This window comes from Occallatibacter sp. FHG110214_02, assembly GCF_059115385.1.
The window spans coordinates 63,116-88,862 of record NZ_JBZYWK010000005.1; the positions used below are offsets into that span (position 1 = coordinate 63,116).

At 60.2% G+C, this 25,747-nt stretch carries 20 protein-coding genes and 1 pseudogene; 15 read left to right on the forward strand and 6 right to left on the reverse strand.

Going from position 1 to position 25,747, the window contains the following annotated elements; translation table 11 throughout:
• Positions 1–308: 308 nt before the first annotated feature.
• The gene (locus tag AC5S3R_RS06450; RefSeq protein WP_494266193.1) at positions 309–1,712 is read left to right on the forward strand and encodes a carbohydrate porin; all 1,404 of its coding nucleotides are present in this window, start codon (positions 309–311) and stop codon (positions 1,710–1,712) included.
• A 9-nt stretch (positions 1,713–1,721) separates the two neighbouring features.
• Entirely contained in the window at positions 1,722–3,167 is a 1,446-nt protein-coding gene (pstS, locus tag AC5S3R_RS06455; protein WP_494266194.1) for a phosphate ABC transporter substrate-binding protein PstS, read from the forward strand.
• A 146-nt stretch (positions 3,168–3,313) separates the two neighbouring features.
• Here pstS and ppk1 read toward each other — a convergent pair.
• Together ppk1 and AC5S3R_RS06465 are read right to left on the reverse strand one after the other, a co-directional pair.
• Positions 3,314–5,536 (reverse strand): annotated as a pseudogene (ppk1, locus tag AC5S3R_RS06460) (polyphosphate kinase 1); the annotation flags it as partial.
• Positions 5,537–5,670: 134 nt separating this feature from the next.
• Positions 5,671–6,837: an acyltransferase family protein gene (locus AC5S3R_RS06465; protein WP_494266195.1), complete on the reverse strand. Its 1,167-nt coding sequence runs from the start codon at positions 6,835–6,837 to the stop codon at positions 5,671–5,673.
• 184 nt (positions 6,838–7,021) lie between these two features.
• Here AC5S3R_RS06465 and AC5S3R_RS06470 point away from each other — a divergent pair, with 184 nt between their 5' ends.
• From AC5S3R_RS06470 to AC5S3R_RS06520, 11 genes are all read left to right on the forward strand, one after another.
• The gene (locus AC5S3R_RS06470) at positions 7,022–7,717 is read left to right on the forward strand and encodes a hypothetical protein (RefSeq protein WP_494266196.1); all 696 of its coding nucleotides are present in this window, start codon (positions 7,022–7,024) and stop codon (positions 7,715–7,717) included.
• Positions 7,718–7,994: 277 nt separating this feature from the next.
• Positions 7,995–9,413 (forward strand): TolC family protein, encoded by a 1,419-nt coding sequence (locus AC5S3R_RS06475; RefSeq protein WP_494266197.1) that lies wholly within the window; start codon positions 7,995–7,997, stop codon positions 9,411–9,413.
• 1 nt (position 9,414) lies between these two features.
• Positions 9,415–10,638 carry an HlyD family secretion protein gene (locus AC5S3R_RS06480; protein ID WP_494266198.1) on the forward strand — a complete coding sequence of 408 codons (1,224 nt, stop codon included), beginning with the start codon at positions 9,415–9,417 and terminating at the stop codon, positions 10,636–10,638.
• 99 nt (positions 10,639–10,737) lie between these two features.
• A complete protein-coding gene (locus tag AC5S3R_RS06485) occupies positions 10,738–11,394 on the forward strand; it encodes a metal-dependent transcriptional regulator (protein ID WP_494266199.1) in 657 nt (218 codons plus the stop codon).
• Positions 11,395–11,489: 95 nt separating this feature from the next.
• Positions 11,490–12,836: an Nramp family divalent metal transporter gene (locus AC5S3R_RS06490; protein ID WP_494266200.1), complete on the forward strand. Its 1,347-nt coding sequence runs from the start codon at positions 11,490–11,492 to the stop codon at positions 12,834–12,836.
• Positions 12,837–12,904: 68 nt separating this feature from the next.
• Positions 12,905–14,554 carry an NAD(P)H-hydrate dehydratase gene (locus AC5S3R_RS06495; RefSeq protein ID WP_494266201.1) on the forward strand — a complete coding sequence of 550 codons (1,650 nt, stop codon included), beginning with the start codon at positions 12,905–12,907 and terminating at the stop codon, positions 14,552–14,554.
• Complete coding sequence (gene tsaE / locus AC5S3R_RS06500) at positions 14,536–15,006, forward strand: tRNA (adenosine(37)-N6)-threonylcarbamoyltransferase complex ATPase subunit type 1 TsaE (protein ID WP_494266202.1); 471 nt, start codon at positions 14,536–14,538, stop codon at positions 15,004–15,006. Before AC5S3R_RS06495 ends, tsaE begins: the two co-directional genes overlap by 19 nt.
• A gap of 139 nt (positions 15,007–15,145) precedes the next feature.
• Positions 15,146–15,799: a cation transporter gene (locus AC5S3R_RS06505; protein WP_494266203.1), complete on the forward strand. Its 654-nt coding sequence runs from the start codon at positions 15,146–15,148 to the stop codon at positions 15,797–15,799.
• Between the two features lie 51 nt (positions 15,800–15,850).
• Complete coding sequence (locus AC5S3R_RS06510; RefSeq protein WP_494266204.1) at positions 15,851–19,195, forward strand: S41 family peptidase; 3,345 nt, start codon at positions 15,851–15,853, stop codon at positions 19,193–19,195.
• Between the two features lie 333 nt (positions 19,196–19,528).
• Positions 19,529–19,747 (forward strand): hypothetical protein, encoded by a 219-nt coding sequence (locus tag AC5S3R_RS06515; RefSeq protein ID WP_494266205.1) that lies wholly within the window; start codon positions 19,529–19,531, stop codon positions 19,745–19,747.
• Positions 19,735–20,013 (forward strand): GGDEF domain-containing protein, encoded by a 279-nt coding sequence (locus tag AC5S3R_RS06520; RefSeq protein WP_494266206.1) that lies wholly within the window; start codon positions 19,735–19,737, stop codon positions 20,011–20,013. Before AC5S3R_RS06515 ends, AC5S3R_RS06520 begins: the two co-directional genes overlap by 13 nt.
• A gap of 142 nt (positions 20,014–20,155) precedes the next feature.
• Here AC5S3R_RS06520 and AC5S3R_RS06525 read toward each other — a convergent pair whose 3' ends face one another.
• The 4 genes from AC5S3R_RS06525 to AC5S3R_RS06540 all read right to left on the reverse strand — a co-directional run bounded on the left by AC5S3R_RS06525 (position 20,156) and on the right by AC5S3R_RS06540 (position 23,236).
• The gene (locus AC5S3R_RS06525; protein WP_494266207.1) at positions 20,156–20,923 is read right to left on the reverse strand and encodes an enoyl-ACP reductase FabI; all 768 of its coding nucleotides are present in this window, start codon (positions 20,921–20,923) and stop codon (positions 20,156–20,158) included.
• A gap of 84 nt (positions 20,924–21,007) precedes the next feature.
• Positions 21,008–21,835, reverse strand: a complete 828-nt coding sequence (murI, locus tag AC5S3R_RS06530; protein WP_494266208.1) for a glutamate racemase — start codon at positions 21,833–21,835, stop codon at positions 21,008–21,010.
• A complete protein-coding gene (locus AC5S3R_RS06535) occupies positions 21,819–22,472 on the reverse strand; it encodes a GerMN domain-containing protein (protein WP_494266209.1) in 654 nt (217 codons plus the stop codon). The genes murI and AC5S3R_RS06535 overlap by 17 nt, the downstream gene beginning before the upstream one ends.
• Positions 22,469–23,236, reverse strand: coding sequence for an N-acetylmuramoyl-L-alanine amidase family protein (locus tag AC5S3R_RS06540; protein ID WP_494266210.1), 768 nt, complete (start codon positions 23,234–23,236; stop codon positions 22,469–22,471). The genes AC5S3R_RS06535 and AC5S3R_RS06540 overlap by 4 nt, the downstream gene beginning before the upstream one ends.
• A gap of 372 nt (positions 23,237–23,608) precedes the next feature.
• Here AC5S3R_RS06540 and AC5S3R_RS06545 point away from each other — a divergent pair, with 372 nt between their 5' ends.
• Together AC5S3R_RS06545 and AC5S3R_RS06550 are read left to right on the forward strand one after the other, a co-directional pair.
• Positions 23,609–24,583, forward strand: a complete 975-nt coding sequence (locus AC5S3R_RS06545) for a VWA domain-containing protein (protein ID WP_494266211.1) — start codon at positions 23,609–23,611, stop codon at positions 24,581–24,583.
• On the forward strand, positions 24,567–25,676 hold the full coding sequence (locus AC5S3R_RS06550) for a VWA domain-containing protein (RefSeq protein WP_494266212.1): 1,110 nt from the start codon (positions 24,567–24,569) through the stop codon (positions 25,674–25,676). Before AC5S3R_RS06545 ends, AC5S3R_RS06550 begins: the two co-directional genes overlap by 17 nt.
• Positions 25,677–25,747: the final 71 nt, after the last annotated feature.

The window sequence follows — 25,747 nt, forward strand, 5'->3', positions numbered from 1 at the left end:
AACGATTCCATCTTTGTGGTAACGATTCCATTGTTTGAGCAGAAACAACTACAAGTAGAGGAAAACAAGTGTGTCTATCAAGAAAACGAACCATTATGCGCAGTGAGCACAACGGTTGTCAAAGAAGGATGAACATAAGCGGGAATGGGTTGGTTTTTTAAGCCCCAACTGATCAAAAAAGAAATCGTTTCCGAAATCCGGCGCATTCACCAGCCTTTCATCTTTATGCGTCACCCTGGTTGGTAACTTCGTGCCAAGCATCCATGTGCCGCTTGCCCAACCGCGCCCGGAAAACTCCTTCTCCAGCCATGCCGCCGCGGTTTTGCTTTCGCGTGTGTTTGGGGCTGGTGCTGCTTTTGTGTGCGCGGCTGGGGGTTGCGCAGTTTCCCAGTACGACATCTACTCAGCAGCCGGGGGATGAGGCTCCTACAGAGGGCACGCCTACGGTTTTTCCACATCCCAGCGAAGGGCGGTTCTGGCTTTCCGGGCAGATGAACTTTATCTACCAGGCGAATCCGCCGTTTTCCGCGAAATACTCCGGGGATAACAGCTTCCGGTCGCGTTATGACAAGTCCACGGGGCGGATTTTGACGCTCTATGGCGGCGTGTTGCTGGGGCGCTCGACCGAGGTGCTGGTGGATGGCGAGGAGGCGGGTGGGCTGGGGCTTAGTTCGGCGGTTGGCATTGCCGGGTTTACGGATCTGGATGCGGTGCGCGACCCAACGCTGACGGGGACGCCGTATCTTGCGCGGGTGATGGTCCACCAAGTCTTTAGCCTGGGGCATGAGAAGACGGATTCGGACCGAGGGCCGCTTTCTACTTTTTCCAAGATGCCTAGTCGGCGGCTGGAAGTGCGCGTTGGGAAGTTTGGCATTACGGATTTCTTTGACACGAATGTGGCGGGGAGCGATACGCATTTGCAGTTTCTGAACTGGTCAGTGGACCAGAACGGCGCGTATGACTTTACCGCCGATGCGCGTGGGTATACGTGGGGCGCGATGGCGGAGTATCAAAGTCCAGCGTGGGGGCTGCGATTTGCGGAGGCGCTGGAGTCGGGGCCGAAGAATGGCGGGAAGCTTGTGTGGAATCTGCGGTGGGCGAGCACGTCGAATACGGAGTTTGAGCTGCATCGTGGAGTGATTCCGAAACATGCGGGTACGGTGCGCTTGCTGAGCTGGGTGAATCGCGCCAACATGGGGCTCTACGAGTATGCGATTGGGCAGTATCTTGCGGGGAAGACTTCTGCGCCGGATATCTCGGCGCATCCGCTGCAGGTGACTACGAAGTACGGCTTTGGCGTGAACCTGGAGCAGGGGCTTTCTTCTTCGGTTACGGCGTATGGGCGCTTTGGGTGGAATAACGGCAAGGCGGAGACGTGGTCGTTTACTGAGATTGACCAGACGTTTTCAACGGGCGCGGTGTTTCTGGGCAATTTGTGGAAGCGCAAGAATGACCGTGCGGGGATTGCGTTTTCTTCCAACAGCATCAGCAGTGCGCATGCGCGGTACCTTGCGCTTGGCGGGCTTGGGTCAGTGCTTGGAGACAGCCATTTGAAGTATGGGCGCGAGAATCTTGTTGAGAGTTACTACACGGCGCATCTGTGGCGCGGATTTTATGCGGGGCCGGATGCGCAGTATGTTGTGAATCCCGGATATAACCAGGCGCGCGGGCCGATTTTTGTGGGTTCGTTTCGTGTGCATGTGGAGCTGTGAGGTAACGGTATGAGAATCCGCCTGGTTCGGTACATCTTGGTTCGATACATGCTGATGTGGATGGTGGCGGGATGGTTTTCTTTTGCCGTTCATGGGCAGGGGCGCGCGCTGTATGTGGAGCCGTTTGAGGGCGGCGCGAATGTTGGCGCGCTGCATGACAGCGTTGTTCGCTATTTGAGTAAGAGCCATGGTTTTCGGGTTGTTGATTCCGCGGCTGCGGCGGATGCCATTGTGAAGGGCAAGGGGCAGCTTTGGGTGCGGGGATACATCAGCACGAATACGCGGACGCCTGCCAGTAATCGGCATGCGGTGTATGGCGGATATCTTTCGCTGCAGCTTATGGGGAAGGACGGGCAGCCGCTGTGGTCGTGGCTTGCTACTCCGGGAAGGCTGGCGTGGAAGAACGTTGTGGACGACCTAGCCGATCAGACGGTGAAGAAGCTGGTTGCCGCTGAGGCTGCGGGGGCTACGGCGGCTACGGGGCCGGCGACGGTGAGCTCGCTGGCGCAGACTACGCTGCATGGTGGCGGGGCTACGTTTCCAGCGCCGCTTTATCAGAAATGGTTTGAGGATTTTGAGGCGCTGCATCCGGGGGTGCATGTTCCGTATGCTCCGGTGGGGTCGCAGAATGGCGTGGATACGCTGCTTGCGGGCAAGCTGGATTTTGCGGGGTCGGATATTGCGCCGGAGGCTATCAGTGCGAATCCCGCGGCGGGACAATTGAGGCGCGTGGCCTCTGTGCTGGGAGCGGTGGTGGTTATCTACAACCTGAACGGCGGGCCGGTGGAGGATATTCACTTTACTCCGGAGGCGCTGGCGGATATTTACATGGGGCGCGTGCGGCGGTGGAATGACGCGGAGATTCGGCGGTCAAACCCGGGTGTGGATTTGCCGGATGCGGAGATTGTGGTGATTCACCGTTCGGATGGCAGCGGCACGACGTGGGCGTGGAGCCACTATCTTGCGAAGGTGAGCGCGGCGTGGAGTTCTGCGATGGGGAGCGGTGCGGTGCTGCGTTGGCCTGTAGGGACGGGTGTGGAAGGCAGCGAGGGCGTAGCCGATGCGGTGCAGAAGACGCCGAATTCGATTGGGTACGTGGAGCTGGCGTATGCGATTCAGCACCAGTTGAGTTTTGCGGGGATTCGCAATCGTGCGGGTGAGTATGTTCACGCGGATTTGGACAGCCTGACGGAAGCGGCTACGAGCGCGGGGGCTGCTGGCGGAGTTGCGGAGGATATCAGCGATTCGCCGGGGAAGAATGCTTATCCGATTGCGGCGTATACATGGCTGGTGTTGCCGACGGAGACGGCGGAAGCGGCTCGCAAGGCTGCGTTGATTGAGTTGTTGCGATGGGTGCTTGGGAATGGGCAGAAGGAGTGCTCGTCGCTTGGGTATGCGCCGCTGCCGCGGTCTGTGGTGGATTTGCAGTTGCAGAAGCTGGATGCTTTGCGGTGAGGTGGGAGCTGGCTGTGTGGGTATCCCACCCATGCGGCAGAAAGAAGCCGCATGGATGGGGCACGGTGCTTTTGTGGGATGCGGGCGAAGAACAAAAGCTGGTTCTTCGCTTGTCACTCCCGAACTGCGCCCGGCAAGGACGTCGCTTAGTCTGCGGCGGCTGCGGTTTTGGTGGACTTTTTGGTGGGCTTCTTAGGGGCTTCGGCTGCTGGTTCTGCGGTTGCGGCTTCGGCTTTGTGGTTGTGCGCGCTGGTGCAGGGCGGAGGGATGTCCTTCAGAGTGGCTTTGCCTTCGGCCAATTGCATGAGGAAGTCCTGCGCGGAGAAGCGTGGGGCGTCCTTGTACGCCTTCGAGGCGCGGATGTAGGCGCCGTCAGGCTGCTGGAGGCGCGCTTTGAGCGTGTCGGCTAGCAGGGCGGGCAGGATTTCCTGCTGGATGCGTGCCTTGGTGGCTTCTTCGCGAACGGGGAAGACGACTTCGCAGCGCTCGAAGAGGTTGCGGGGCATCCAGTCGGCAGAGCCGATGTAGATTTCGGCCTGGCTCGAATCGGGGCCGCCGTTGGCGAAGTAGAAGATGCGGGAGTGTTCGAGGAATCGGCCAACGATGGAGCGGACGCGGATATTTTCGCTGAGGCCCTTGACGCCGGGCTTGAGGATGGACATGCCGCGAACGATGAGGTCGATTTCTACGCCTGCCTGCGAGGCTTCATAGAGGGCTTCGATGACGCTTGGTTCAAGGAGCGCGTTCATCTTGGCGATGATGCGTGCGGGCCTGCCAGCCCTGGCGTGGTCGGCTTCGCGGCGGATGAGGCCGAGGAAGCTTTCCGCCATTGTCAGCGGGGCTACGAGCAGCGGGCGGTAGTCGTCGATTTCCGCGTGGGCGGTGAGGTAGTTGAAGACCGTGTGCACGCGCTCGGTGATTTCGGGGTCGCTGGTTAAGAGCGAGAGGTCGGTATAGAAGCGCGCGGTGATGGGGTTGTAGTTGCCGGTGCCGAGATGGCAGTAGCGGCGGGTGACGCCGTCTTCATCGTGGCGGACGAGCATGGCGAGTTTGCAGTGCGTTTTGAGTCCGACTACGCCGTGGAAGACCTGCACGCCTGCATCTTCCATGCTGCGCGACCAGCGGATGTTGGAGGCTTCATCGAAGCGGGCCATCAGCTCGACGACTACGGTTGTTTCCTTGCTCGCGGCGGCTTCAATGAGCGCCTTGAACATGGGCGAATCCTGGCTGGTGCGGTAGAGCGTTTGCTTCATGCTCAGGACGCGGTCGTCATGCGCGCCATGTTCGATGAAGCTGACGACGGGATCGTAAGAGTCATAGGGATGGTGGAGGAGAATGTCGCGGGTGCGCAGCTCTTCAAAGATATTTGCCGATTTGCGATTGAGCGTGAGCGGGCGCGGGGTGAAGGATTTGAACTTGAGGTCGGGCCGCTGCACGTCGCCGAAGAGGAAGAAGAGACGCGAGAGGTTGACGGGGCCGGAGGCGTGGAAGATCTGGTCCGGTTCCAGCTCGAAGTTGACGCGCAGGCGCTCGACGATTTCGGGGTGTGCGTCGGTTTCGATTTCGAGGCGTACGGCGTCGCCTTTGCGGCGGTTGTGCAGCTCGACGCGGATGGTTTCAAGCAGCGAGCGCGCTTCTTCTTCCTCGAAGTAGAGGTTGGAGTTGCGGGTGACGCGGAAGGCGGCGTGGGCCTGTACTTCATAGCCGCGGTACATGCCGGCGAGGTTCTGCACGATGAGGTCCTGCAGGAGAAGGTAATCGAACTTACCGGGTTCGGAGGGCAGGCGGAGGAAGCGCGGAAGGGCGCGGGGAACGGTGACGACTCCGAGAACCTGCGGGCCGGTGGCCTTGCGCTTGAGGCGGAGAAGAAGCGCGAGGCAGAGCGCTTTGTTGAGCACGCGCGGGAAGGGATGCGCGGGGTCGATGGAGATGGGCGTAAGGAGCGGATCGACTTCCTTGAGGAAGTAGTTTTGCGCGTGAGCGCGGGCTTCTTTGCTCAACTCATCCCATTGCAGGAGGCGGATGCCTTCTTTGCGCATTTCGGGGAGCAGGTGGCTGTTCCAGCACTCGTACTGGTCGGCGACGAAGGCGTGAATCTGGCTGGTGAGCGCGCTGAGGGACTCGGCGGGCGTGAGGCCGTCAAAGCCGAAGTCGTAGCCGCCGTCTTCTACGGTCTGCATGAGACCGGCCTGGCGGATTTCCACGTACTCATCAAGATTGGAGCCGGTGATGGCGAGGAACTTGACGCGCTCAAGGAGCGGGTTGGCGGTGTCGGAGGCCTCTTCCAGCACTCGCCGGTTGAACTGCATCCATGATTCGTCGCGTCCGTTGAAAAGCTTTTTCTTGTCCGTCGCTTTTGCCATATATGTGTGCCTCTGCGCCGTGTTGGAAAGTCTAACTCGTTTCGGCGCTTAGCTACTAGCTATCAGGCCGGACGCTGGATAGGTGTTAACAGGCTGAAAAAAGATGGATTGCGGACAGGAGTTTATTTCTGCGAGGGGGCTTACGGCAGGGGTGCGGGTTGAGGGCGGGGAAGGAAGCGGGCGCGGAGCCAGCGGTTGGCGGGTTCGGAGTAGAGGCGGGCGATGAGTTCTCCGAGCAGGGTTGCGGTGAGGACAACCGCGGCGAAGAGCAGCGGGACGAGCGGCAGGGGTTTGCCGAGGGCGAGGAAGGCGTCAAAGAGCGCGAAGACCAGGAACATGTGGGTGAGATAGATTTCGTAGCTGCGGCGGCCGAGGGCCAGAACGGCATGCAGCGGACGCGGGGCTGGCTTTTCGCTGTGGGATGCGACGACGATGAGCATGCAGGCGCCGATGGCGACAATGGTCATGTCGAGTCCCTTGTGTGCGAGGCCGAGCTGGCTGACGTAGGGCCAGAGGGCGAGGACGGAGAGGAGAAGGGCGAGTCCGATACCGAGGAGCCAGCAGCGGGTGGGCTGCGTGAGTTGGCGGTTGGTGATGAGAATCGCGGTGAGGCAGCCAAGGGCGATGGCGTCCATGCCGCCAAGATAGGAGTATTCCGCCCAGACGGGGTTGCCGTGCGTGAGGATGGTGCGGGCGAAGGGGCCGGCGATAACGAAGGCGGAGAGAAGCGCGAGGATGGCTGGCTTGCTGCGGCCAAGCAGGCGGCAGATGAGCGGGAATCCTAAATAGAAGACTTCTTCTACGCCGAGGGACCAGAGGATGTCCCAGTTGGCGGGGAGGTAATCGCGGGTGGCTTCGAGCAGGCCAACGTGGAAGGTGAGCGCGGCGAAGAGAGCGGCGGGCAGGCCTCCGGTTTTTTGCGAGACGACGTAGTGCGGCACTCCGAGGCAGTGGAGGAGGCTGAGGACGGCGAGCAAGGCGAGGAGCAGCGGGGCGATGCGGGCGAAGCGGATGAGGTAGAACTCGCGGAGGCGGACGGCGGCGAGCGAACCCCAGCGGCGGAGCGTCATGGAGGTAATGAGGAAGCCCGAGACGGCGAAGAAGATTTGCACGCCGCGCTGGCCCTGCCATACGAGGGCGGCGGTGAGCTGCCAGGGAAGGGCTTTGGCGTAGGGAATGTGCGCTCCGAAGAGGCGCATGTTGACGTGGTTGAAGAGGACATAAAGGATGGCGAGAGCGCGGAGGGCGTCGATGCCGTCGATTCTGGAGCCAAGTGAGGTGGGGTTCCGCGCTGTGCCGTCTGACATTTCTTCATTTTTGCATTGTGTGGAGTTCGGTTTGTAAAACGCTGTTGGCTAGGTGGATACGGCGTAGAGGGGCGCGAGGCGGACATTTTTTGTTTGAAACTTTGTGTGCGGACAACGATTGACCCGCAAGCCGCCGCGGGTTGAGGATGGAGATTGAAGCGATTGCACCGGAGGTGCGCAAGGCATGGCAGAGAATACTCCGAATACTGATTCCGTTCTGGATTTGACACAGCCGTTTCCGCCGCAGGCCGCAGAGTTTACGCGGACCGTGCGGGGAATGCTGGACGGGAAAGAAAAAGACGAAGCGACCGTTGCCAAGGCTCTCGATGGATTTGATGGGGTTTTCAACCAGATGGCCGCCGGGTTGTACAACATGGCGTCAATGCTGCTGGGTGAAGGGCCGGAGAGCGAAGAGGCCGTGGTAGCGGCGGTGACCGATGCCGAGGTGACCTGCTGCGGAACTCCCGAGGCGACACGAAAGAGCGGAAAGCGGGCGCTGGCGCGTGAGGCGCTGAAACGGCTTGCGGCTCGCGATGCGGATGCGCTGGCTGCTCCGGATGGTGTGGAGCATGTGCAGACGTGCATTGAGAATGACGACCTGGATGCGGCGGGCGCTGCCGGCGAAGAGCTGGAGCGGGTGCTGGCCGGGCCGGACCGTGATCGTGTAAAGGTATGGCTGGCGAGTCTGCCGGCGGCGACGCGGGTGATTTACGTGCTGCGGGCCGTGGGCGGGATTGATTCGCCGGAGACGGCGGCTCTGCTGGTTGCCTATGGCGGGACGAAGGCGGCTGCATGGTCGGCGGATGCGGTGCGGGAGCTGTTTCAGCAGGGGCTCTGCTCGCTGGCTTCGCAACTGTTGCATGAAGGGATTCAAAGCTAGCTATTCTCTATTAGCTTGACCGTGAGGGAACAGGCAGACGGGATTATTTCTGAATTCATTCAACGGATTTGCCAAAAAAGTTAAATTGAAGGCAGTTTGTGGCTAAGAGCTATTTGCTAGGAGTTGGGGGCTGCCTTCTATAAACTATTTTCAGAACCTTCTCGCCGCGGGTGTGCATCTGTAAGAATGCACAGAATTTTTTGCACATTAACCTGCTGTATTTTGACGTAAATCAGGTCGAAAATCATTGATGCCGTTGAATTGTTCGAGGAAGTTTGTGAATAGCCCCGGGACCCGTGTTGCGTTTGCGGCGGCTGCGCTGTTTGTGGCCGTGTTGCCGCTCAGTGTGGCTCCTGCAGCGGCGCAGACCGTGCCTACTGCCGCCGGGCCTACGGCGCAGAGCTTCCAGGGCAGCGTGCCTTCTGGCGTTGCCACGGGGCAGGTAATGGATTTGACGCTGGACGAGGCGATTCAGCGCGGGCTGCGGAACAATCTTGGCGTAATTTTGAGCGGCACGCAGACGGCCGCAGCCAAGGGCGAGCGGCTGAGCCAGTTGCAGAACCTGCTGCCGAGCGTGGATGGCTCCATTAAAGAGAATGTGCAGCAGGTGAGCCTTGCGGCTGAGGGGCTTCGCATTCCGGGCATTCCGACGATTATCGGACCGTTTGGATTTACGGATATTCGCGCGTCGCTGCAGTGGTCGCTGGTGGATGTGAAGTCGCTGCGGAATTACATGGCGGCGAAGCATAACTTTACGGCGGCGCAGTTGTCGGCGGATGACGCACGCGAGATGGTGATTCTGACCGTGGGCAATGCGTATCTGCTGGTGATTGCCGACGAGACGCAGGTGTCGAGCGTGCAGGCGCAGGTGGTTACGGCCAAGATTTCGCTGGACCAGGCGGTGGCGAACCACGAGGCGGGCACTGCTCCCAAGATTGATGAGCTGCGGTCGCGGGTGGATTATCAGACGCTGCAGCAGCAGTTGATTAGTGCGCAGAACTCGCTGGAGAAGGACAGGCTGGCGCTGGCGCGTACGATTGGTTTGCCGCTGGACCAGAAGTTCAATTTGACGGACCGTGAGCCGTATGCGGCGTTTGACCAGTTGGATGTGGAAGCAGCGGTTAAGCAGGCGCAGTTGAGCCGCAGGGATCTGGCCGCGCTGGTGGAGCAGACCAAGGCTGCGGAGCTGCAGCGGAAGGCTGCGACAGCGGAGCGGTATCCGACGGTGACGGTGAATGCGGATTACGGCGACATTGGCGTGAACGTAGGCAATTCGCACGGAACTGTGGATGCGACTGCCGGGCTGAGCGTGCCGCTGTTCAAGGAGTTTGGTCTGCGCGGAGATGCGGAGCAGGCGCAATCGCAGCTGGATACGGCGAAGGCGAAGCAGAGTGACGCGAATGCGCAGGTAGATGCCGATGTGCGCGATGCGCTGCTGGATATCGAGAGCGCGCAGAAGCAGGTTGAAGTGGCGAAGTCGAATGTGGACCTGGCAAACGAAGCATTGAGCGAAGCGCAGCAGCGTTACAAGGCAGGCGTGAGCGATAACCTGCCGGTGAGCCAGGCGGAGCAGTCCGTGGCGCAGGCGAACGACCAATATGTAGGCAGTCTTTACCGGCACAATATTGCCAAGCTGAGCTTGGCGCGTGCCGTGGGTGCTGCCGGTAGCTATCAGAAATATCTGGGAGGAAAGTAAAGTGGCGGATTCAACCACAACCCCCGCAGCAGAGCCCGAAACTGAGGTAGTGGCTGCCAAGCCGCGCCGCAGGGGCATCATCCTTGTTGTACTTGCGATTCTGGCCGTGGCCGCGCTGGGCTTCTGGTGGCACTCCACCTACTTTGAGGACACGGACGACGCGCAGGTAAGCGGTCACTTGATCCAGGTGAGCGCACGTATCCAGGGGCAGGTCGTAAAGGTGTATGTGGACGAGAACCAGTTCGTTCACAAGGGTGACCCGATTGCGGACCTTGACCCTCGCGATTTCCAGGTAGCTGTCGAGAATGCCAAAGCGGCACTGGCTAGCGCGCAGGCTGCTGCTGCGGCGGCCAACGTGAATGTCCCGCTGACCGATATCAATACGGGTTCAAACCTGCGTTCGGCGGGTGCGGATGTTACGGGCGCACAGGCCGGCGTAGCGCAGGCGCAGGGACAGTTGCAGGCGGCACAGGCCCAGGTAGTGCAGGCGCAGGCGAACAGTACGAAGGCGCAGCAGGATTTGGAGCGCTACAAGCCGCTCGTCGAGAAAGACGTAATCAGCAAGCAGCAGTATGACGCGGCTGTGGCTACAGCGGCTGCTACGCAGGCGGCTCTGGTGAGTGCACAGGCACAGGCGCAGGCGGCGCGTGATGCGGTTGCAGTTGCGCAGCAGCGCACGGCAGCGGCGCACGCAGCGTTGAAGTATGCCGAGACAGCTCCGCAGCAGGTTGCGGTGCAGTCGGCACGCGCAAAGCAGGCGTTGGCGCAGGCACAGGCGGCGCAGGCGCAGCTTGACCAGGCGCAGTTGAATCTTAGCTATGCGAAGATTGTGGCTCCTGAGGATGGCATCATCACGCGTAAGAGCGTGGAGATTAACCAGAACGTTTCGGTGGGGCAGAATCTACTGACGCTGGTTTCGCTGAGCGATATCTGGATTACGGCGAACTTCAAGGAAACCCAGCTTAAGGAAATGAAGCCGGGGCAGAAGGTGGAGATTGAAGTGGACGCGACGGGCAAGAAGTACTCGGGCAAGGTGACGCAGATTGGCGGCGCTACGGGCTCGGTGCTCTCGCTCTTCCCGCCGGAGAATGCCACGGGCAACTATGTGAAGGTTGTGCAGCGGCTTCCGGTGCGTATCGACTTCACGGATCTGAAGAACGAAGATCCGAATCATGCGCTGCGGCCTGGGCTTTCGGTGGAGCCGAAGGTGCGTGTGAAAGAGTAAGGCGAGCTTTTAGCCGTTAGCTATTAGCTTTTAGTAAGAGACAAGGCCGGCGAAAGCCGGCCTTATTGTTTTGGAGGCGTTTAGACTAAATCCGATGCTATGAAAGATTCGATTGCGGTTTCTAAAGAGAACTATTTGAAGGCTGTGCTTGAGGCGGAGGCCGAGGGGCGCGAGGTGATTCCTGCGCTGCTGGCGCATTGGCTGGAGGTGTCCGCGCCTGCTGTCACGATGGCGTTGAAGCGGCTGAAGCGCGATGGATATGTGACGGTGGGCGAGGATGGGATTGTCCGGCTCACGGAGAAGGGGCGCGAGACGGCTTACCGGACGGCGCTGCGGCATCATCTTGTGGAGCGGATGCTGAGCGAAATCTTCGGCATGGAGTGGTACGAGATTCATGAAGAGGCCGAGCGGCTGGAGCACGTGGTTTCTCCCGCCTTTGAGGCCAAGCTGAAGGAACGGCTGGGCGAGGGAGCTTGTCCGCATGGGAATGCCGTGCTGCCGGAGAATCCGGTGGAGCGGAAACGGCGCGGCGAGGTGCCGCTTTCCGAGGCGGATCCGGGGCGGAAGTACGTGGTGACCAGCTTGCAGGAGCGGGACCCGCAGTTGCTGCTGTTTTTGCATAAGGCCGGTGTCGGACCGGGACAGGCGTTGCGCGTGGTGAGCCAGAACTACGACCAAACTGTTTCGATTGAGCTGGATAGGGGGAGTTCGATTTTGGGACGTCCTGCGGCGGAGGCTGTTTGGCTGCGTCAATGAATCTGTAAAAACTAAAAATAATCTTAAATGTTAACCATGATTAAGTAGTTTGTGGCATACTCTGAGTATAGGCGGAGGTCGCCCTGTCCCTGCAGATGACTACGAAAACTACGCACAAAATGGAGATTTCGGCTCCCTCGCTGCCAGAGGTGCACGCGAGCGTACGCCTGACCAGCCTGCCGGGGAAGTGGCGGCGGCTGCTGGGGTTCCTGGGACCGGGATTTCTGATTGCTGTGGGGTATATGGACCCCGGCAACTGGGCTACCGATATTGCGGGTGGGTCGAAGTACGGGTACACGTTGCTGAGCGTGATTATGCTGTCGAACCTGATGGCGATTCTGCTGCAGAGCCTGAGCCTGAAGCTGGGGATTGTGACGGACCGCGACCTGGCGCAGGTTTGCCGCGAGGCTACTTCGCGATGGGTGGGGTATGCGCTTTGGATCATGGCGGAGATTGCGATTGCCGCTTGCGATCTGGCCGAGGTGATTGGGTCGGCGATTGCGCTGAACCTGCTGTTTCATATTCCGCTGATGTGGGGCGTGCTGATTACGGGGCTGGATGTGCTGCTGATTCTGCTGCTGCAGAATCTTGGCTTCCGCAAGGTGGAAGCGGTAGTGATTGGGCTGATTGGCACGATTGTGGCGTTGTTTGGCATCCAGATGGTGTTGTCGCGGCCAGAGTATGGATCGGCGATGTGGAATCTGCTGGTGCCCGCGCCGCAGATTGTGACGGACCCGGGAATGCTTTACATCGCGATTGGAATCCTGGGCGCGACGGTGATGCCGCATAACTTGTATCTGCACTCGTCGATTGTGCAGAGCAGGAATTATGAGCGGACGCGTGCGGGGCGGCGCGAGGCTATCTGGTGGGCGAATATCGACTCGGCTTTTGCGCTGACGATTGCGCTGTTTGTGAATGCGGCGATTTTGATTGTGGCTGCGGCGGTGTTTCATCGCAGCGGACACTTTGACGTGGCGGCGATTGAGGATGCTTACAAGCTGCTGAGCCCGCTGATTGGCACGGCGGGAGCGAGTACGCTGTTTGCGGTTGCGCTGCTGGCTTCGGGGCAGAATTCTTCGATTACAGGGACGCTTGCGGGGCAGGTGGTGATGGAAGGGTTCGTGAACCTGACGGTGGCTCCGTGGCTGCGGCGGTTGATTACGCGGTCGATTGCGATTGCGCCGACGATTGTGGTGGTGGCGCTGTGGGGTGAGCATGGCACGGAGAAGCTGCTGCTGCTGAGCCAGGTGATTCTTTCGCTGCAGTTGAGTTTTGCCGTGGTTCCGCTGGTTATTTTTACTGGCAGCCGGAAGTGGATGGGCGAATTTGTGAACCCGGCGTGGATCAAGGTGCTGGCGTGGATGACGGCGATTGCGATTGCGGCAGTGAATGCGTGGTTTTTGCCGCAGTTTATCGGGCAGTTGCTGAGCATCAAATTTTAGCTGCTGCTTGATGTTCGGGAGTGCGGCGAAAAGCGCTTGGCAAGCGGCTAAAAGCATAAGATGGTTTCATGTTGGTTCTTTCTGCGGCTGAGATGCAGGCTTGTGACCGCGTGACGGTCGAGCGGTTCGGGATTTCTTCGATTGAGTTGATGCGCAATGCGGCGCGGGCCGTGGCGGATGTGGCGTTGAGCTGCTTTTCGCGGGCCCGGCGCGTTACCGTGCTGTGCGGCAAGGGCAACAATGGCGGCGATGGCGCAATGGCTGCCCGGCTGCTGGCGGAACGTGGCTTATCTGTGACTGTATTGCTGCTGGGTGCGTCTGCGGAGTTGAAGGGCGATGCCGCGGTTGCGTGGCATGAGTTAGAAGCGGCTGGTACTTGCAAAACGTTTGTGATTAGCGCAGCGGACGAACTGGATTTGCATGGCGATGCGCTGGCTGCGGACCTGATCCTGGATGCGGTGGTGGGGACGGGGTTCAAGCCTCCGCTGAAGGGGCTTGCGGCGGCTGCGTTGAAGTGGGTTCGGCGGAGTGCTGCTCCGGTGCTTGCTGTGGATCTGCCTTCAGGGTGGCCTGCGGATGAGACGCGGGCTTCGATTGAGGACGATGTTTTCGCTGCGGATGCGGTGATGACGTTCACGGCTCCTAAGCCTGCGCATGTTTTTGGGCAACTGACGCGGCGGTGGGATGGGCCTGTTGTGGTTGCGCCGATTGGCTCGCCGGATGAGGCGGTGATTTCTACGCTGGGGCTCCAGTGGGGCGGGGCTTCCCTGGAGCTGGTGCAGAGGCCGCGTGCCGTGGATGCGAACAAGGGAAAGTTTGGGTATGTGCTGGTGGTCGGCGGGGCGTTTGGCTCGGCTGGCGGCAAGAGTGGCGCTCCGACGATGGCGGCGATGGCCGCGATGCGCGTGGGTGCAGGGCTGGTGACGGCGGCTGTGCCGGAGCCTGCGCTGGCGGTGGTGGCGGGCATTGCGCCGGAGCTGATGACGTGGCCGCTGAAGGTGAACAGCGAAGGACAGATTGCGGCGGAGAATTCGATTGAGGCGTTGACGAAGGGCGCGACCGTGGCGGCGATTGGGCCAGGAATGGGACAGAGCGCCGATACGGTGAAGTTTCTGAACGATTTTCTGGCCGGAACGAAGATGCCCGTGGTGATGGATGCCGATGCGTTGAATAACCTGGCGCGGCAGTCGGAGAGCCTGCTGGGCAAGATTGCGAAGGAGCGGACGGTGGTGATTACGCCGCATCCGGGCGAGATGGCGCGGCTGGCGGGCGTGACGACGGCCGAGGTGCAGGCGAAACGGCTGGATGTGGCGCGCAGTTTTGCGATGAAGAACGGCGTGACGGTGGTGCTGAAGGGCGCGCGGACGCTGATTGCGCATCCGGATGGGCGTGTGGCGGTGAATACGAGCGGCAACCCAGGTATGGCGAAGGGCGGGAGCGGCGATGTTCTGGCGGGAATGATTGCGGGGATACTGGCGCAATACCCGGAAGAGGCATCCAAGGCTGTGGAGGCGGCGGTGTACCTGCACGGGCTGGCCGCGGATTTGGCGGTTCGCAAGGGAGACGATCACACACTGCTGGCCACGGATAGCTTTAGACTGTTCTCGCGTGCGTTCCGGGCCAGGAACCGCGACGGCGCGGGGCGGAGCTGGTTGCAGGGCAAGCCGAAAGAGGCACGTAGACATCGTGGAGGTGGGAGATGGCGGGTGGAGTCATGACGGCTGCGGGAAAGGTACACGAGTTCATTACGAATAGCGATGCGGACACGGTTGCAGTGGGGCGCAAGCTGGTGAAGTTGCTGACGCCGCCGCAGTTGCTGCTGTTGACTGGCGACCTGGGAACCGGCAAGACGACGCTGGTGAAGGGGATTGCCGAGGCGCTGGGCGCGGCGGAGCCGGATGAGGTGACGAGCCCTACGTTTACGCTGTTGCATGAGTATGAGGGCGAGCGGGATGGGAAGACCGTCAATCTTTATCATCTCGACGTGTATCGGCTTGAGGGCGAGCGGCAGTTGGAGACGCTGGGGTTGGATGATCTGCTGACCGACGATGCGCTGGTGCTGGTGGAGTGGGGCGAGAAGTTTGAGAGCCTGAAGCAGCGCGCTACGGGTGAGATTGCGATCAAGGCGACGGGCGGCGATGCGCGGAAGATTACGGTGACTTTGTATTAGCTTTTAGCTTGGTCGTGAGGGCATTGACTGTTGCGGGTTTCGTTTGGTCTTTGAAAAAGCGCATACCGTAGAGGTTGAAGTCGCAGTGTTTTGTGAGGACTGATTGCCGGGGAGAAATCCCCGGCTTACCATTTTGATAATGGGAACAACGATTCATTCCGGTGAGATGGCGGCTTGTACTGGCGCGTGCTGTGAAACGCATGTAGCGGAGCCGAAGCTGACGCGCGCGGTGGCGTGGCTGCAGGGCGTTACGCTGGCGTGGATGGTGGTGGAGTGTGCGGGAGCGTTAATTGCTGCGGCGCGGGCGCATAGTGTGGCGCTGCTGGCCTTTGGTTCCGATAGCCTGGTGGAACTGCTTTCGGCGGCGGTGGTGCTGTTGCAGTTCGTGCCGCGAGTTGCGCTGAAGAAGGAAACTGCTACGCGTGCGGCGGCGGTGCTGTTGTATGCGCTGGCGGCTGTGGTGGTGGGGGTTGCGCTGCTTGCCTATGGCGCGCCGAAAGAGACCAGCGTGCTGGGGATGGGGATTACAGCGGCGGCTCTGATTATGATGCCGGTGCTGGCGTGGTTGAAACGCTCCGAGGCTCGCAGGATGAACAACGGTGCGCTGGCGGCGGATGCGGTGCAGTCGGCTACGTGCGCTTATCTTGCTGCGGTTACGCTGGCGGGGCTTGTTGTGTATGCGCTGTGGCACGTGGCCTGGGTGGATTCTGTGGCGGCGCTGGTGGCTGTGCCGATTCTGATTGTGGAAGCGCGGAGAGCGTGGCGCGGCGAGAGCTGCGGATGTTGCGTGTAAGATGGTCCTCATCTGATTGGGCTAATTTCTACTTTATTCGAGGGGGCCGTGGTGCGCAGATTTCGTTCTTGTGCTGTGTCGCGCTTGCTTGTTGCTTTGTTTGTTCTGCTGATGGCGGCTGGAGTGACTGAGGCTGCCGCGAATCCTCACATCTTTCAGCGTCCCGCGTTGAGCAAAGATCGGATTGCCTTTGCGTATGCGGGAGATTTGTGGACGGTGCCTCGCGCGGGTGGAAAGGCTACGAGGCTGACGACGGGCGTGGGCATTGAGACCTCGCCGATTTTTTCGCCGGACGGCTCGACGATTGCATTTACGGGCGAGTATGACGGCAACACGGATGTGTTTACGATCCCGGCCACGGGCGGCGTGCCGTTTCGTGTGACGTATCATCCGGCGGCGGATTTTGCGGTGGCATGGACGCCTGATGGGAAGAGCATTGTGTTTCGCTCGAACCGCACCGCTGCGAGCCGCTACACGCAGTTGTTTACGATTCCGGCGACGGGCGGCATTGCGAAGGTGTTGCCGCTGCCGATGGCGTACCAAGGGCAGTTCTCGCCGGATGGAAAAGCGATTGCGTATTCGCCGCTGCCGCCGGCGTTTGGCTTTGATTACACCTCTTATGTTTCGTGGGGAAATTATCACGGCGGGCGCGCCAGCACCATCTGGATTACGACGCTGCCGGGGCTTGAGTCGGTTGAAATTCCGCATGAGATTTCTTCGGACTTTTTCCCGGTGTTTGCGGGCGGCAAGGTGTACTTCCTCTCCGGGCGCAAGGGGCATACGACGGTGTTTTCTTATGATCCGGCAAGCAAGAGCGTGAAGGAAGCGCTGGCGAATGCCGGGTCTGATGTGCGCACGCTGGCGGGCGAAGGCAACACGCTGGTGTATGACCAGTTGGGTGAGATTTATCTCTTCGATACGGTAACGGGGAAGAAGACGCTGGTGCCGATTGAGGTGGATGCGGACATGCCCGAGGTTCGGCCGCGGATTGAGAGCGTGGCGGACCAGGTGGAGAACGTGACGGTATCGCCAACGGGCGTGCGCGCGGCTGTGGAAGCGCATGGCGAAATTTTTACCGTTGCGGTGAAGCATGGGCCGACGCGGGACATTACGAATACGCCGGGTGTGATGGAGCGTAGTCCGGCGTGGTCTCCGGATGGGCAGTCGATTGCGTACTTCTCCGATGAGAGCGGGTTGTATGCGCTGCATGTGGCGGGGCAGTTGGGCAACAGTGTTGCCGGTGCGGCTGCGGTGAAGAAGTTTGCGCTTGCTGCGGAGCCTGCGTATTACTTTGATCCGCTGTGGTCGCCGGACTCGAAGAAGATTCTCTTCCATGACAACCGGCTGAACATTTATCTGCTGGATACAACGACGGGCAAGCTGACGACGGTTGGCGGAAAGAATGTTTACGGCGGATTTTCCAACACGAATTATGACGTGGCGTGGTCGCCGGACTCGAAGTGGGTTGCGTATCCGGAGTCGATGCCGAATCATCTGCACTCAATTTTTCTTTACAACGTGGAGACAGGCGCATCGACGCAGGTAACGAGCCAGATGGCGGACTCAACCACGCCTGCGTTTGACCGCGATGGGAAGTATCTCTACTTTGTGGCGAGCACGAATGCGGGGCCGACTTCGGACGGGCTCGACATGACGAGCGATTTGTACGAGGTGACGAACAACATTTATGCAGTCGCGCTAGCGAGTGATACGGCTTCGCCGGTGGCGCCGGAGCTGGAGGACGAGAAGGCTTCTGGGGATGCGGCTGAGGGTAAGAAGCCTGAGGCGGATGCGAAGGAAGGCAGCGACGAGAAGGCGCATGGCGCAAAGCCTGCGGTGAAGCCGGTGAAGGTTGACCTCGCAGGGATTGAGTCGCGCATTGTTGCGTTGCCGTTGCCGGCGAGTGTGTATGACGGGCTTGCTGGTGGTGCGAAGGGCAGCTTGTATTTTCTGGAGTCGGCGGCCTCGGGGCGCTTTGCTGCGCGCGGCGCTACGTTGAATAAGTGGTCGCCGGAAGACCGCAAGACGGAGAAGCTTGCGGAGCATGTCAACGCGTTTGAGCTTTCGTCGAATGGCGAAAAGATGCTGCTGGCGTTTGGCGGCGGTGAGCATGCGAACTGGGTGATTGTTCCGTCGGGTGCTCCGGTGAAGCCGGGCGATGGCGCGCTGAGCTTTACCGATTTGAAGACGAAGGTGGACCCGCATGCCGAGTGGGCGCAGATGTACCACGAGGTCTGGCGGATTGAGCGTGCTTACTTCTATGACTCGAACTTCCATGGCACAAACACCGTTGCGGATGAGAAGCGGCTTGAGTCGTATGTTGCTTCCATCGCTTCGCGCGCGGATTTGAACTACATCTTTCAGGAGATGCTGGGCGCGTTTTCCGTTGGACATCTGCGCGGGTTTGGCGGCGAGATTCCAGCTGCGAAGAAGGTGCCGGGTGGCTTGCTGGGTGCGGATTACGAGATTAAGAACAACCGCTACTGCTTTGCGAAGATTTACAACGGTGGATTGTTCAATGCGCGTGAGAAGGCTCCGCTGGCGGAGCCGGGGCTGAATGTTTCTGTTGGCGATTGCGTTCTGGCGATTGATGGGCAGGATGTGACGGCGAATGTGGATATTCAGCAGCCGCTGGAAGGCACGGCGGGCAAGGTTATCAGCCTGCGTGTTGGTGCGGCGGATGGTTCGCATACTCGCGATATCTCGGTAACGCCGGTTGCGAGCGAGGCGAGCTTGCGCAACATTGACTGGATTGAAGGCAACCAGGCCAAGGTGGATAAGCTGTCCGGCGGCAAGCTTGCTTATGTGTATCTGCCGGATACGGGAGCGGGTGGTTTTACGAACTTCAACCGCTACTACTTTGCGCAGACGGAAAAGCAGGGCGCGGTGATTGATGAGCGCTTCAATGGCGGCGGGCAGGTTGCCGATTACTTTATTGAGGTGCTGGGACGGAAGCTGGAAAGCTACTGGGCTCCGCGCTATGGAGCGATTGAGCACACGCCGAACGCCGCTGTGTATGGGCCAAAGGTGATGATTGCGAATGAGTTCTCCGGCTCGGGCGGCGATGCGTTGCCGTGGCTCTTCAAGCAGGCAAAACTTGGTCCGCTGGTGGGCAAGCGCACGTGGGGCGGCCTGGTTGGCATTGGAGGGATTCCGGTGCTGATGGATGGCGGCTCGGTGACTTCGCCGAGCGTGGCGTTCTTCTCACCGAAGGGCGAGTGGGATGTGGAGAATCACGGCGTGGACCCGGATTATGAAGTGGAGCAGGACCCGAAGGCTGTGAGCGAAGGGCATGATCCGCAGCTGGAGAAGGCGGTTTCGCTGGCGCTGGACGAGTTGGCGAAGCATCCGGTGGCGCATCCGGTGAAACCGGCGTATCCGAATTACCACAAGTAAACTGGCACGAGCAATTTGGGAACAGGTTGGCGCGGAGAATTCTTATGGAATTCTCCGCGTTGTTTTTGGAGTAAGATAAGCGCGCAGGTGGCTCCATACTGGGCCATCAGGGCCATTGAGATGGCATCGTCCGGTGTCTGAGCCGGGTGAACCAGAATCATGTTGATAGAAGAGTGCGTACGCACCAATAAGAAAGGCAAGCGGCACACTTTTTGTCCTGGTTTTCGGCAGGCGTCTATGACGCATGGATTTATGTATATGCCGTATCTGATGTATGGATACGCAACGGCCATCATTATGCTGCTGGTGGGCTGCAGGGTCTGAGCATGGAGCGTGCCGGGGCTGCGCGGCGTCAATCTGCTGAACTGGAGCTTTGCGAGCGCCTTGATTGCGGTGCTGCTGATCTCCCTGCGTGAGTATGCTCCGCGGTGGCTCACGATTCTTGTAGCGAATGAAGCGATGTTTTGCTACTGGCTGCTGCTGTATTGCGCAACTGCCGCGATACTTGGCGTGCCGATGCGCTTTCTGAAGATATGCTTGTGCGGGAGCTGAATCGTCAGCCGGCTGGAGATTCTTTCGCCATCATGCTGGCGGATATTGACCATTTCAAGGAAGTGAATGATGTGTGGGGACATCCGGTGGGCGACGAGGTAATTCGCAAAGTTGGATGGGCGATGCGGGACCAATTGCGTGGCCATAATGTGCTGGCGCGGATGGGCGGCGAAGAGTTTGTTGTACTGCTGCGCAATGTGAACGAGGCCGAGGCGGAAGAGATTGGCGAGCGTATTCGCGAGCGAGTTGCGGTGCGGGCCTGTTGAGGCAGAGTTTGTGGGAAAAGGAAAACCCTCCAGGTGGCTGGAGGGGTTTTTGCTGATGGGAGAACTGGAGTTATTCGCGACCAGCGGGAGCATCACGAATGCTGTGTGGCGCCGTAGGCGCAATTGCCTGGATGGCCAGTCCTTAGAAGCCCATGATGTTGAAGCCGCAGTCTACGTAGATGACTTCGCCGGTGATGGCGGAGGCGAGCTCGCTTGCGAGGAAGAGAGCCGTGCCGCCGACTTCGGATTGATCGACGTGACGGTGAAGCGGGGAGCGCTCAATATGCGCGTTGCGCATGGTGCTGAGGTCGCCGACGCCGCGGGCGGCCAGCGTGTTGATGGGGCCGGCGGAGATGGCGTTGACGCGGATGTTTTTTGGGCCCAGCTCGTAAGCGAGATAGCGAACTGCGGCTTCGAGCGAAGCTTTGGCGAGGGCCATTACGTTGTAGTGCGGCACGACGCGCTCGCTGGCAAGGTAGGTGAGCGTCATGATGCTGCCGCCTTCGGTCATGAGCGGGGCAGCGGCGCGGCTGACGGCGATGAGCGAGTAGACGCTGACTTCATGCGCAATGCGGAAGCCTTCGCGGCTGGTGTTGAGGAACTCACCCTTCAACTCGGCCTGCGGGGCGTAGGCGACGGCGTGTACGAGGATGTCGATTTTGCCGTGCTGCTCCTTGAGGGCGGCGAAGACCGATTCGATTTCGGCGTCCGAGGAGACGTCGCACTGGAAGCCGGCGGCTCCGGGGAGTTCCTCGATGAGGCTTTGGGCTTCGAGCTTCATGCGCTCGTTCTGGTAGCCGATGGCGAGCGTGGCTCCGGCGGCGGCGAGCTTCTGGGCGATGCCCCAGGCGATGGAACGCTTGTTGGCAAGGCCGAAGACTACGGCCACTTTGCCTTTGAGATCGATCATTCTTCTTCCTCTATGGTCCGCGGGTTTGCGGGTTTGTCGTGAAACAGGATAGCAGTTGGAGCGGAGTTGGCGGCGTTAGCTCGTTCAGCCGCCGAGGTCTACCAACTCGACTTTGCCGGTGGGGCGGCCTAAGAAGCGGGAGCCGAGGCGCTCGAATTTTTCTACGGAGTCGGTGGCGAAGCAGTGGATTTTTGAGTCGGCTTCCAGTCCTGCGTCAGTGGCTGGCTGAAGGTCGAAAAGTCTCGCGGCTTCGGCGGCGGTGGCTTCGGCGGAGTCTATGACCTTCATGCCTTGTGGAACTATCTGTTCAATGAGTGGGCGGAGCAGCGGGTAGTGCGTGCAGCCGAGCACCAGCGCGTCGGGGTGCAGGTTTGCGGCGGCTGCGTCTTTTTGTAGCTCGTCGAGATAGATGCGGATAATCTCGGCAGTGACGGGGTGGTCGGTCCAGCCTTCTTCGACCAAAGGCACCAGCAGCGGGCAGGCTCGCTCAATGCCGTGCAGGCCGCGGGCTTTGCAGGCTTCGGCGTAGGCGTGGCTCTGTACGGTGGCGTCTGTTGCGATGACGAGGACGTCTCCGGTTTGCGAGGCCGCACGAGCGGCGTAGGCACCGGGTTCAATCACGCCTAAGACGGGAACAGGAACGGCTTCCTGAATGGCGTCGAGAGCCAGGGCGCTGGCGGTGTTGCAGGCGATGACGAGGTATTGCGCGCCTTGCTCGTTGACCAGGAACTGCGCGCTTTCGGCGGCGTACTTGGCGATGGTGCGGCGGGATTTGGAGCCGTAGGGCAGCCGGGCGGTGTCGCCGAGGAATTTGTAGTTGGCTTGCGGAATGTGCCGGAGAAGCTCGCGGAGGACGGTGAGGCCGCCGAAGCCGGAATCGAAGACGCCGATGGTTTTATTGGTTTTGGACATGGGCGGTGGCTTGCGTTGTGTCGGAGACGAGGTAAGTGCGGGTGAGGTCGGCGTGCCCGGCGAGTGAGGCGTGGGGCTCGCCATCGACGAGGAAGCGGACCTGCGTGATGCGCGGCAGGTTCGCGTGAAGGGTGCCGCAGATGGAGAGGATGGTCAGGGATTCGGTTTCGAGGCCCGAGGGGTGCGTGGAGACAAAGCCGCTGGTGAGATTAACGACAGCCTGTTGGGGCCCGGTGAGCAGGCTGGGAGTGGATTTTGTTTCCGAGGTAGAAGACGCAGCGACGGGCAGGAGGAAGACCTGCTGCACGGAGCCGGAACCGCCGGGGACAGGGTGCGTGGAATCGTCAGCGGCGTAGATGTCGAGTAGCTTGTTAAGCACGGCGCGGGCGCGGGCCTCGTCTTCTGACGGAAGCGGCAGGGAATGAACCTGTTCGCGGAGGCCGTTGTCGTCGTCATTGGCGACGATGAGCGTTGCCTGCGCATCGGCGGCGACGTGGGGCGCCTGCGTGGGGGTGGAGTCGTGGCCGAAGACCATTTGCTGGTGGGCCTTGTCGCGCATGTGCCAGAGGACGGCGGCCATGATGATGGAGGCGACGGCAAGCACGGCGAGGAGGATTTTTTGGTAGCGGGGAATCACGGGAGGCGTGCCCCCGTTTCTCCGGTGCCGACTTCTCCGCGAGAGGCTTTCCACTCCAGCAGGGCGGTGGCGAGAGCCTGTGCAAGGCTGGCCTGGTAGCCAGCATCGCCGGGTTCGGCGGTGATTTTGTGGCTGGCGTCGCGCTGAGGGGCAAGCTCAAGGGCAACGGCGGGGCAAGTCATGCTATCGATGCCGGGCAGCGTGGTGCGGCCGAGGGTGACGTTGAATCCGGCCTGTGTGAGTGCGGAGTTGAAGACTCCGGCAAGGGCCAGCGAGCGCGTGACGGTGCCGGATTGGGCGGTTTTCCACGCGGAAAAACGTGCGGCAGCGGACGGCGAGAGCGATGAGGTGAAGAGGTGGACTCCGGAGCCGGTTTCTGCGGCGTGCAGGCTGATGCAGGCCTGCGGAGCGGCCCGGTTGGCCAGCTCAGCGCGGTCGGATGCGGTGAGTGTCTTGTCCTCTTCGCGGGTGGTGACGACCTGGATGCCGCGAGCGGAAAGCAGCGAGCGCAGGCGGACGCTGAAGGCGAGGGTGACGGCTTTTTCTGACTGGCTGCCGTTGAGGGTGCCGCCGCGGTCGTCGCCGCCGTGGGCCGCGTCGAGCAGTACGACGAAGCGAGGCTGCGCTGGCGTGGGCGCTGCGATGGGCGCGGGTGGTTTGGGCGCGGCAGGGGCCTGTGCGAAGGATGAGGACGACAATGCAGCCAGCCCGGCGAAGGCGAGCGTCGCGATGCAAACGGATTGATTCCAGCCGGAAGCCGCCATGCGTAGAAAGACTTACAGGAGCAGGGTGTATTCATGCCTGGCTCAGATGGCCTGGCTTAGCGTCGATTGTATCGCGTGGGGTGGCGGAGCAGGTATGTGGGTGCGGCGGCGGAATGTCACGGAATTTTCAGGGGAATGTAATGTGTTGGACTGAGATTGGATGAAAGGGGTTGACGCAATGCGATGTTGGCGCGTCTCTTAGAGATAGAGCCGGAGCGTATGTTTTGTGCTTCGTGCTACTATCAACGTTCGTTCCCCACGAGTAGTGCATGGGGCGGCGGTATGAGAACGACTCCCAGAGCGCGGATTTTCTTTGGCCAATGCCTTTGTCTTTCCCGGTGCGTTGCGTTGCTGGGGATGGTCGCGCTTAGTGTGTCCTTTCCCGGCTATGCGCAGGATGATCCTCTGAACAAGGTGCATGTGCCTCCTCCGGCTACGGCTGCTCCGGCAACGGGTGCGCCAAAGGGAGCGGAGGCTCCGGCGGCAACGGATATTTCCAAGGCGCGGGCGGGCGGCATTCTCCGCCTGAATGTGGATATGGTGCTGGTTCCGATTACGGTGACCGACCCGATGAACCGCCTGGTTACCGGACTTGAGAGGGAAGATTTCAAGCTCTTTGAGAACAATTCCGAGCAGAGGATTAAAACCTTTGCGAGCGAGGATGCGCCGGTTTCGATTGGGATTGTCTTTGATCTTTCAGGCTCAATGAACTCGAAGCTGGTTCGTGCGCGGGAGTCGATTCTGCAGTTCATCAAGACGGCGAATCCGCTGGATGAGTTTTTCGTGATTGGGTTCAACGACAGGCCGGAGTTGATTGAGGATTTCACCAGTTCGGTGGATGACATCCAGGCGCGGCTGCAGACGGTGCGCAGCGGACACAGGACGGCGCTGCTGGATGCGATTTACTACGGTGTGGCGAAGATGAAGGATGCACGGTGGGACCGCAGGGCGCTGCTGGTGGTGAGCGACGGCGGCGACAACCGCTCACGTTACACGGAGGGCGAAGTCAAATCGCAGGTGCGTGAATCAGACACGGAGATTTATTCGATTGGGATTTTTGATGCGTATGCGGCGACTCCCGAGGAGAGGACGGGGCCGCTGCTGTTGAATGACCTTTGCGAGGAGACGGGCGGGCGCATGTTTCGTGTGGATGACCTCTCCGAAATGGGCGATATTGCCGAGAAGATTTCCACGGAACTGCGGAACCAGTATGTGATTGGGTATACGCCGAAAGACCTGCGCCGCGACGGTAAGTGGCGTAAAGTGAAGGTGAAGCTGAATCCTCCGCAGGGGCTGCCTCCGCTGACGGTTCATGCCCGTACCGGATACTATGCGCCACTACAATAAATATCTAATTCTTCTCACTCTTCTGACAGGTGCGATCTATTCGCGTCAGGCCCTTGCGTCGCAAGTGCAGGCCAAGCCTGCGCAGCAGCCTGCTCCTGCAACTACGCAAGCTCCGCTCACGGTAGATAACGATCCTGTGCGCTCGCCGGATCACAACATTACTTCGCCGAGCATTGGCGCGGGCACGGGTGCATCCGGGCCTGTGGAGAAGGAGAACGGCGGTTATGTTCTGCGCGCGGATGTGGAAGAAGTGGTGTTGAACGCCACGGTGCTGAGCGGTAACAAGCTTGTGCAGGATTTGAAGAAGGATGATTTTCAGGTTCTGGAAGATGGCGTGAAGCAAACGATTGTCAGCTTCCAGCATACGGACCTGCCGGTTTCGATTGCGATGGTGGTGGACAACTCCGGCTCGATGGCGAAGAAGCGTCCAAGCGTGAACAAGAGCGCGCTGGATTTGATTGAGGCTTCCAACCCGGCGGATGAAGCGTTTGTTGTGAACTTCTCGGATGAGGCGTTTATCGATCAGGAGTTCACGAGCGATGTGAACAAGCTGCGCGATGGCTTGAGCCATATTGAGTCGCGTGGCGGCACGGCGCTGTATGACGCGGTAGTGGCTTCGGCAGATAAGCTGGCTGCTGATGCGAAGCGTCCGAAGCAGGTGCTCATCATCATTACCGATGGCGAGGACAATGCTTCCACGCTGGACTTGGAGCAGACGATTCATCGTGTGCAGGAACTGAGCGGCCCGGTGATTTATACGATTGGCCTGCTGTTTGGCGACGAGATGAGCCGTGCGGAGATTCGCCATGCGCGGCGCGCGCTGGAGATGATGGCCACGGAGACGGGTGGGATTGCGTTCTTCCCGAAGTCGATTGAGCAGGTGGATGAGATTGCCGCCGAGGTGGCGCGGGATATTCGCTCGCAGTACACGATTGGGTATCACTCGACGAAGCCCACGACGGAGCCGGGGTTCCGGCGCGTGCAGGTAACGGCGGAAGCCAAAGGCGAAGGCAAGCTGAATGTGCGGACGCGTACGGGGTATTTCCCGGTGGTGCGCGGAGCGAAGAAGGGCGCGAAGACTGCGGGAGAGTAGTTTTTGCGGCCAGGCGGCAGCACAGAAGGCGCAAATCGCCGTTCAGGGCTGCATTTGTGCCGTTCGATGCC

Coding starts and splice junctions, on each gene's coding strand:
- AC5S3R_RS06450 (WP_494266193.1), top strand. CDS start 309: ATGCCGCCGCGGTTTTGCTTTCGCGTGTGTTTGGGGCTGGTGCTGCTT.
- pstS (WP_494266194.1), top strand. CDS start 1,722: ATGAGAATCCGCCTGGTTCGGTACATCTTGGTTCGATACATGCTGATG.
- AC5S3R_RS06465 (WP_494266195.1), bottom strand. CDS start 6,837: ATGTCAGACGGCACAGCGCGGAACCCCACCTCACTTGGCTCCAGAATC.
- AC5S3R_RS06470 (WP_494266196.1), top strand. CDS start 7,022: ATGGCAGAGAATACTCCGAATACTGATTCCGTTCTGGATTTGACACAG.
- AC5S3R_RS06485 (WP_494266199.1), top strand. CDS start 10,738: ATGAAAGATTCGATTGCGGTTTCTAAAGAGAACTATTTGAAGGCTGTG.
- AC5S3R_RS06490 (WP_494266200.1), top strand. CDS start 11,490: ATGACTACGAAAACTACGCACAAAATGGAGATTTCGGCTCCCTCGCTG.
- AC5S3R_RS06495 (WP_494266201.1), top strand. CDS start 12,905: ATGTTGGTTCTTTCTGCGGCTGAGATGCAGGCTTGTGACCGCGTGACG.
- tsaE (WP_494266202.1), top strand. CDS start 14,536: ATGGCGGGTGGAGTCATGACGGCTGCGGGAAAGGTACACGAGTTCATT.
- AC5S3R_RS06505 (WP_494266203.1), top strand. CDS start 15,146: ATGGGAACAACGATTCATTCCGGTGAGATGGCGGCTTGTACTGGCGCG.
- AC5S3R_RS06525 (WP_494266207.1), bottom strand. CDS start 20,923: ATGATCGATCTCAAAGGCAAAGTGGCCGTAGTCTTCGGCCTTGCCAAC.
- murI (WP_494266208.1), bottom strand. CDS start 21,835: ATGTCCAAAACCAATAAAACCATCGGCGTCTTCGATTCCGGCTTCGGC.
- AC5S3R_RS06540 (WP_494266210.1), bottom strand. CDS start 23,236: ATGGCGGCTTCCGGCTGGAATCAATCCGTTTGCATCGCGACGCTCGCC.
- AC5S3R_RS06550 (WP_494266212.1), top strand. CDS start 24,567: ATGCGCCACTACAATAAATATCTAATTCTTCTCACTCTTCTGACAGGT.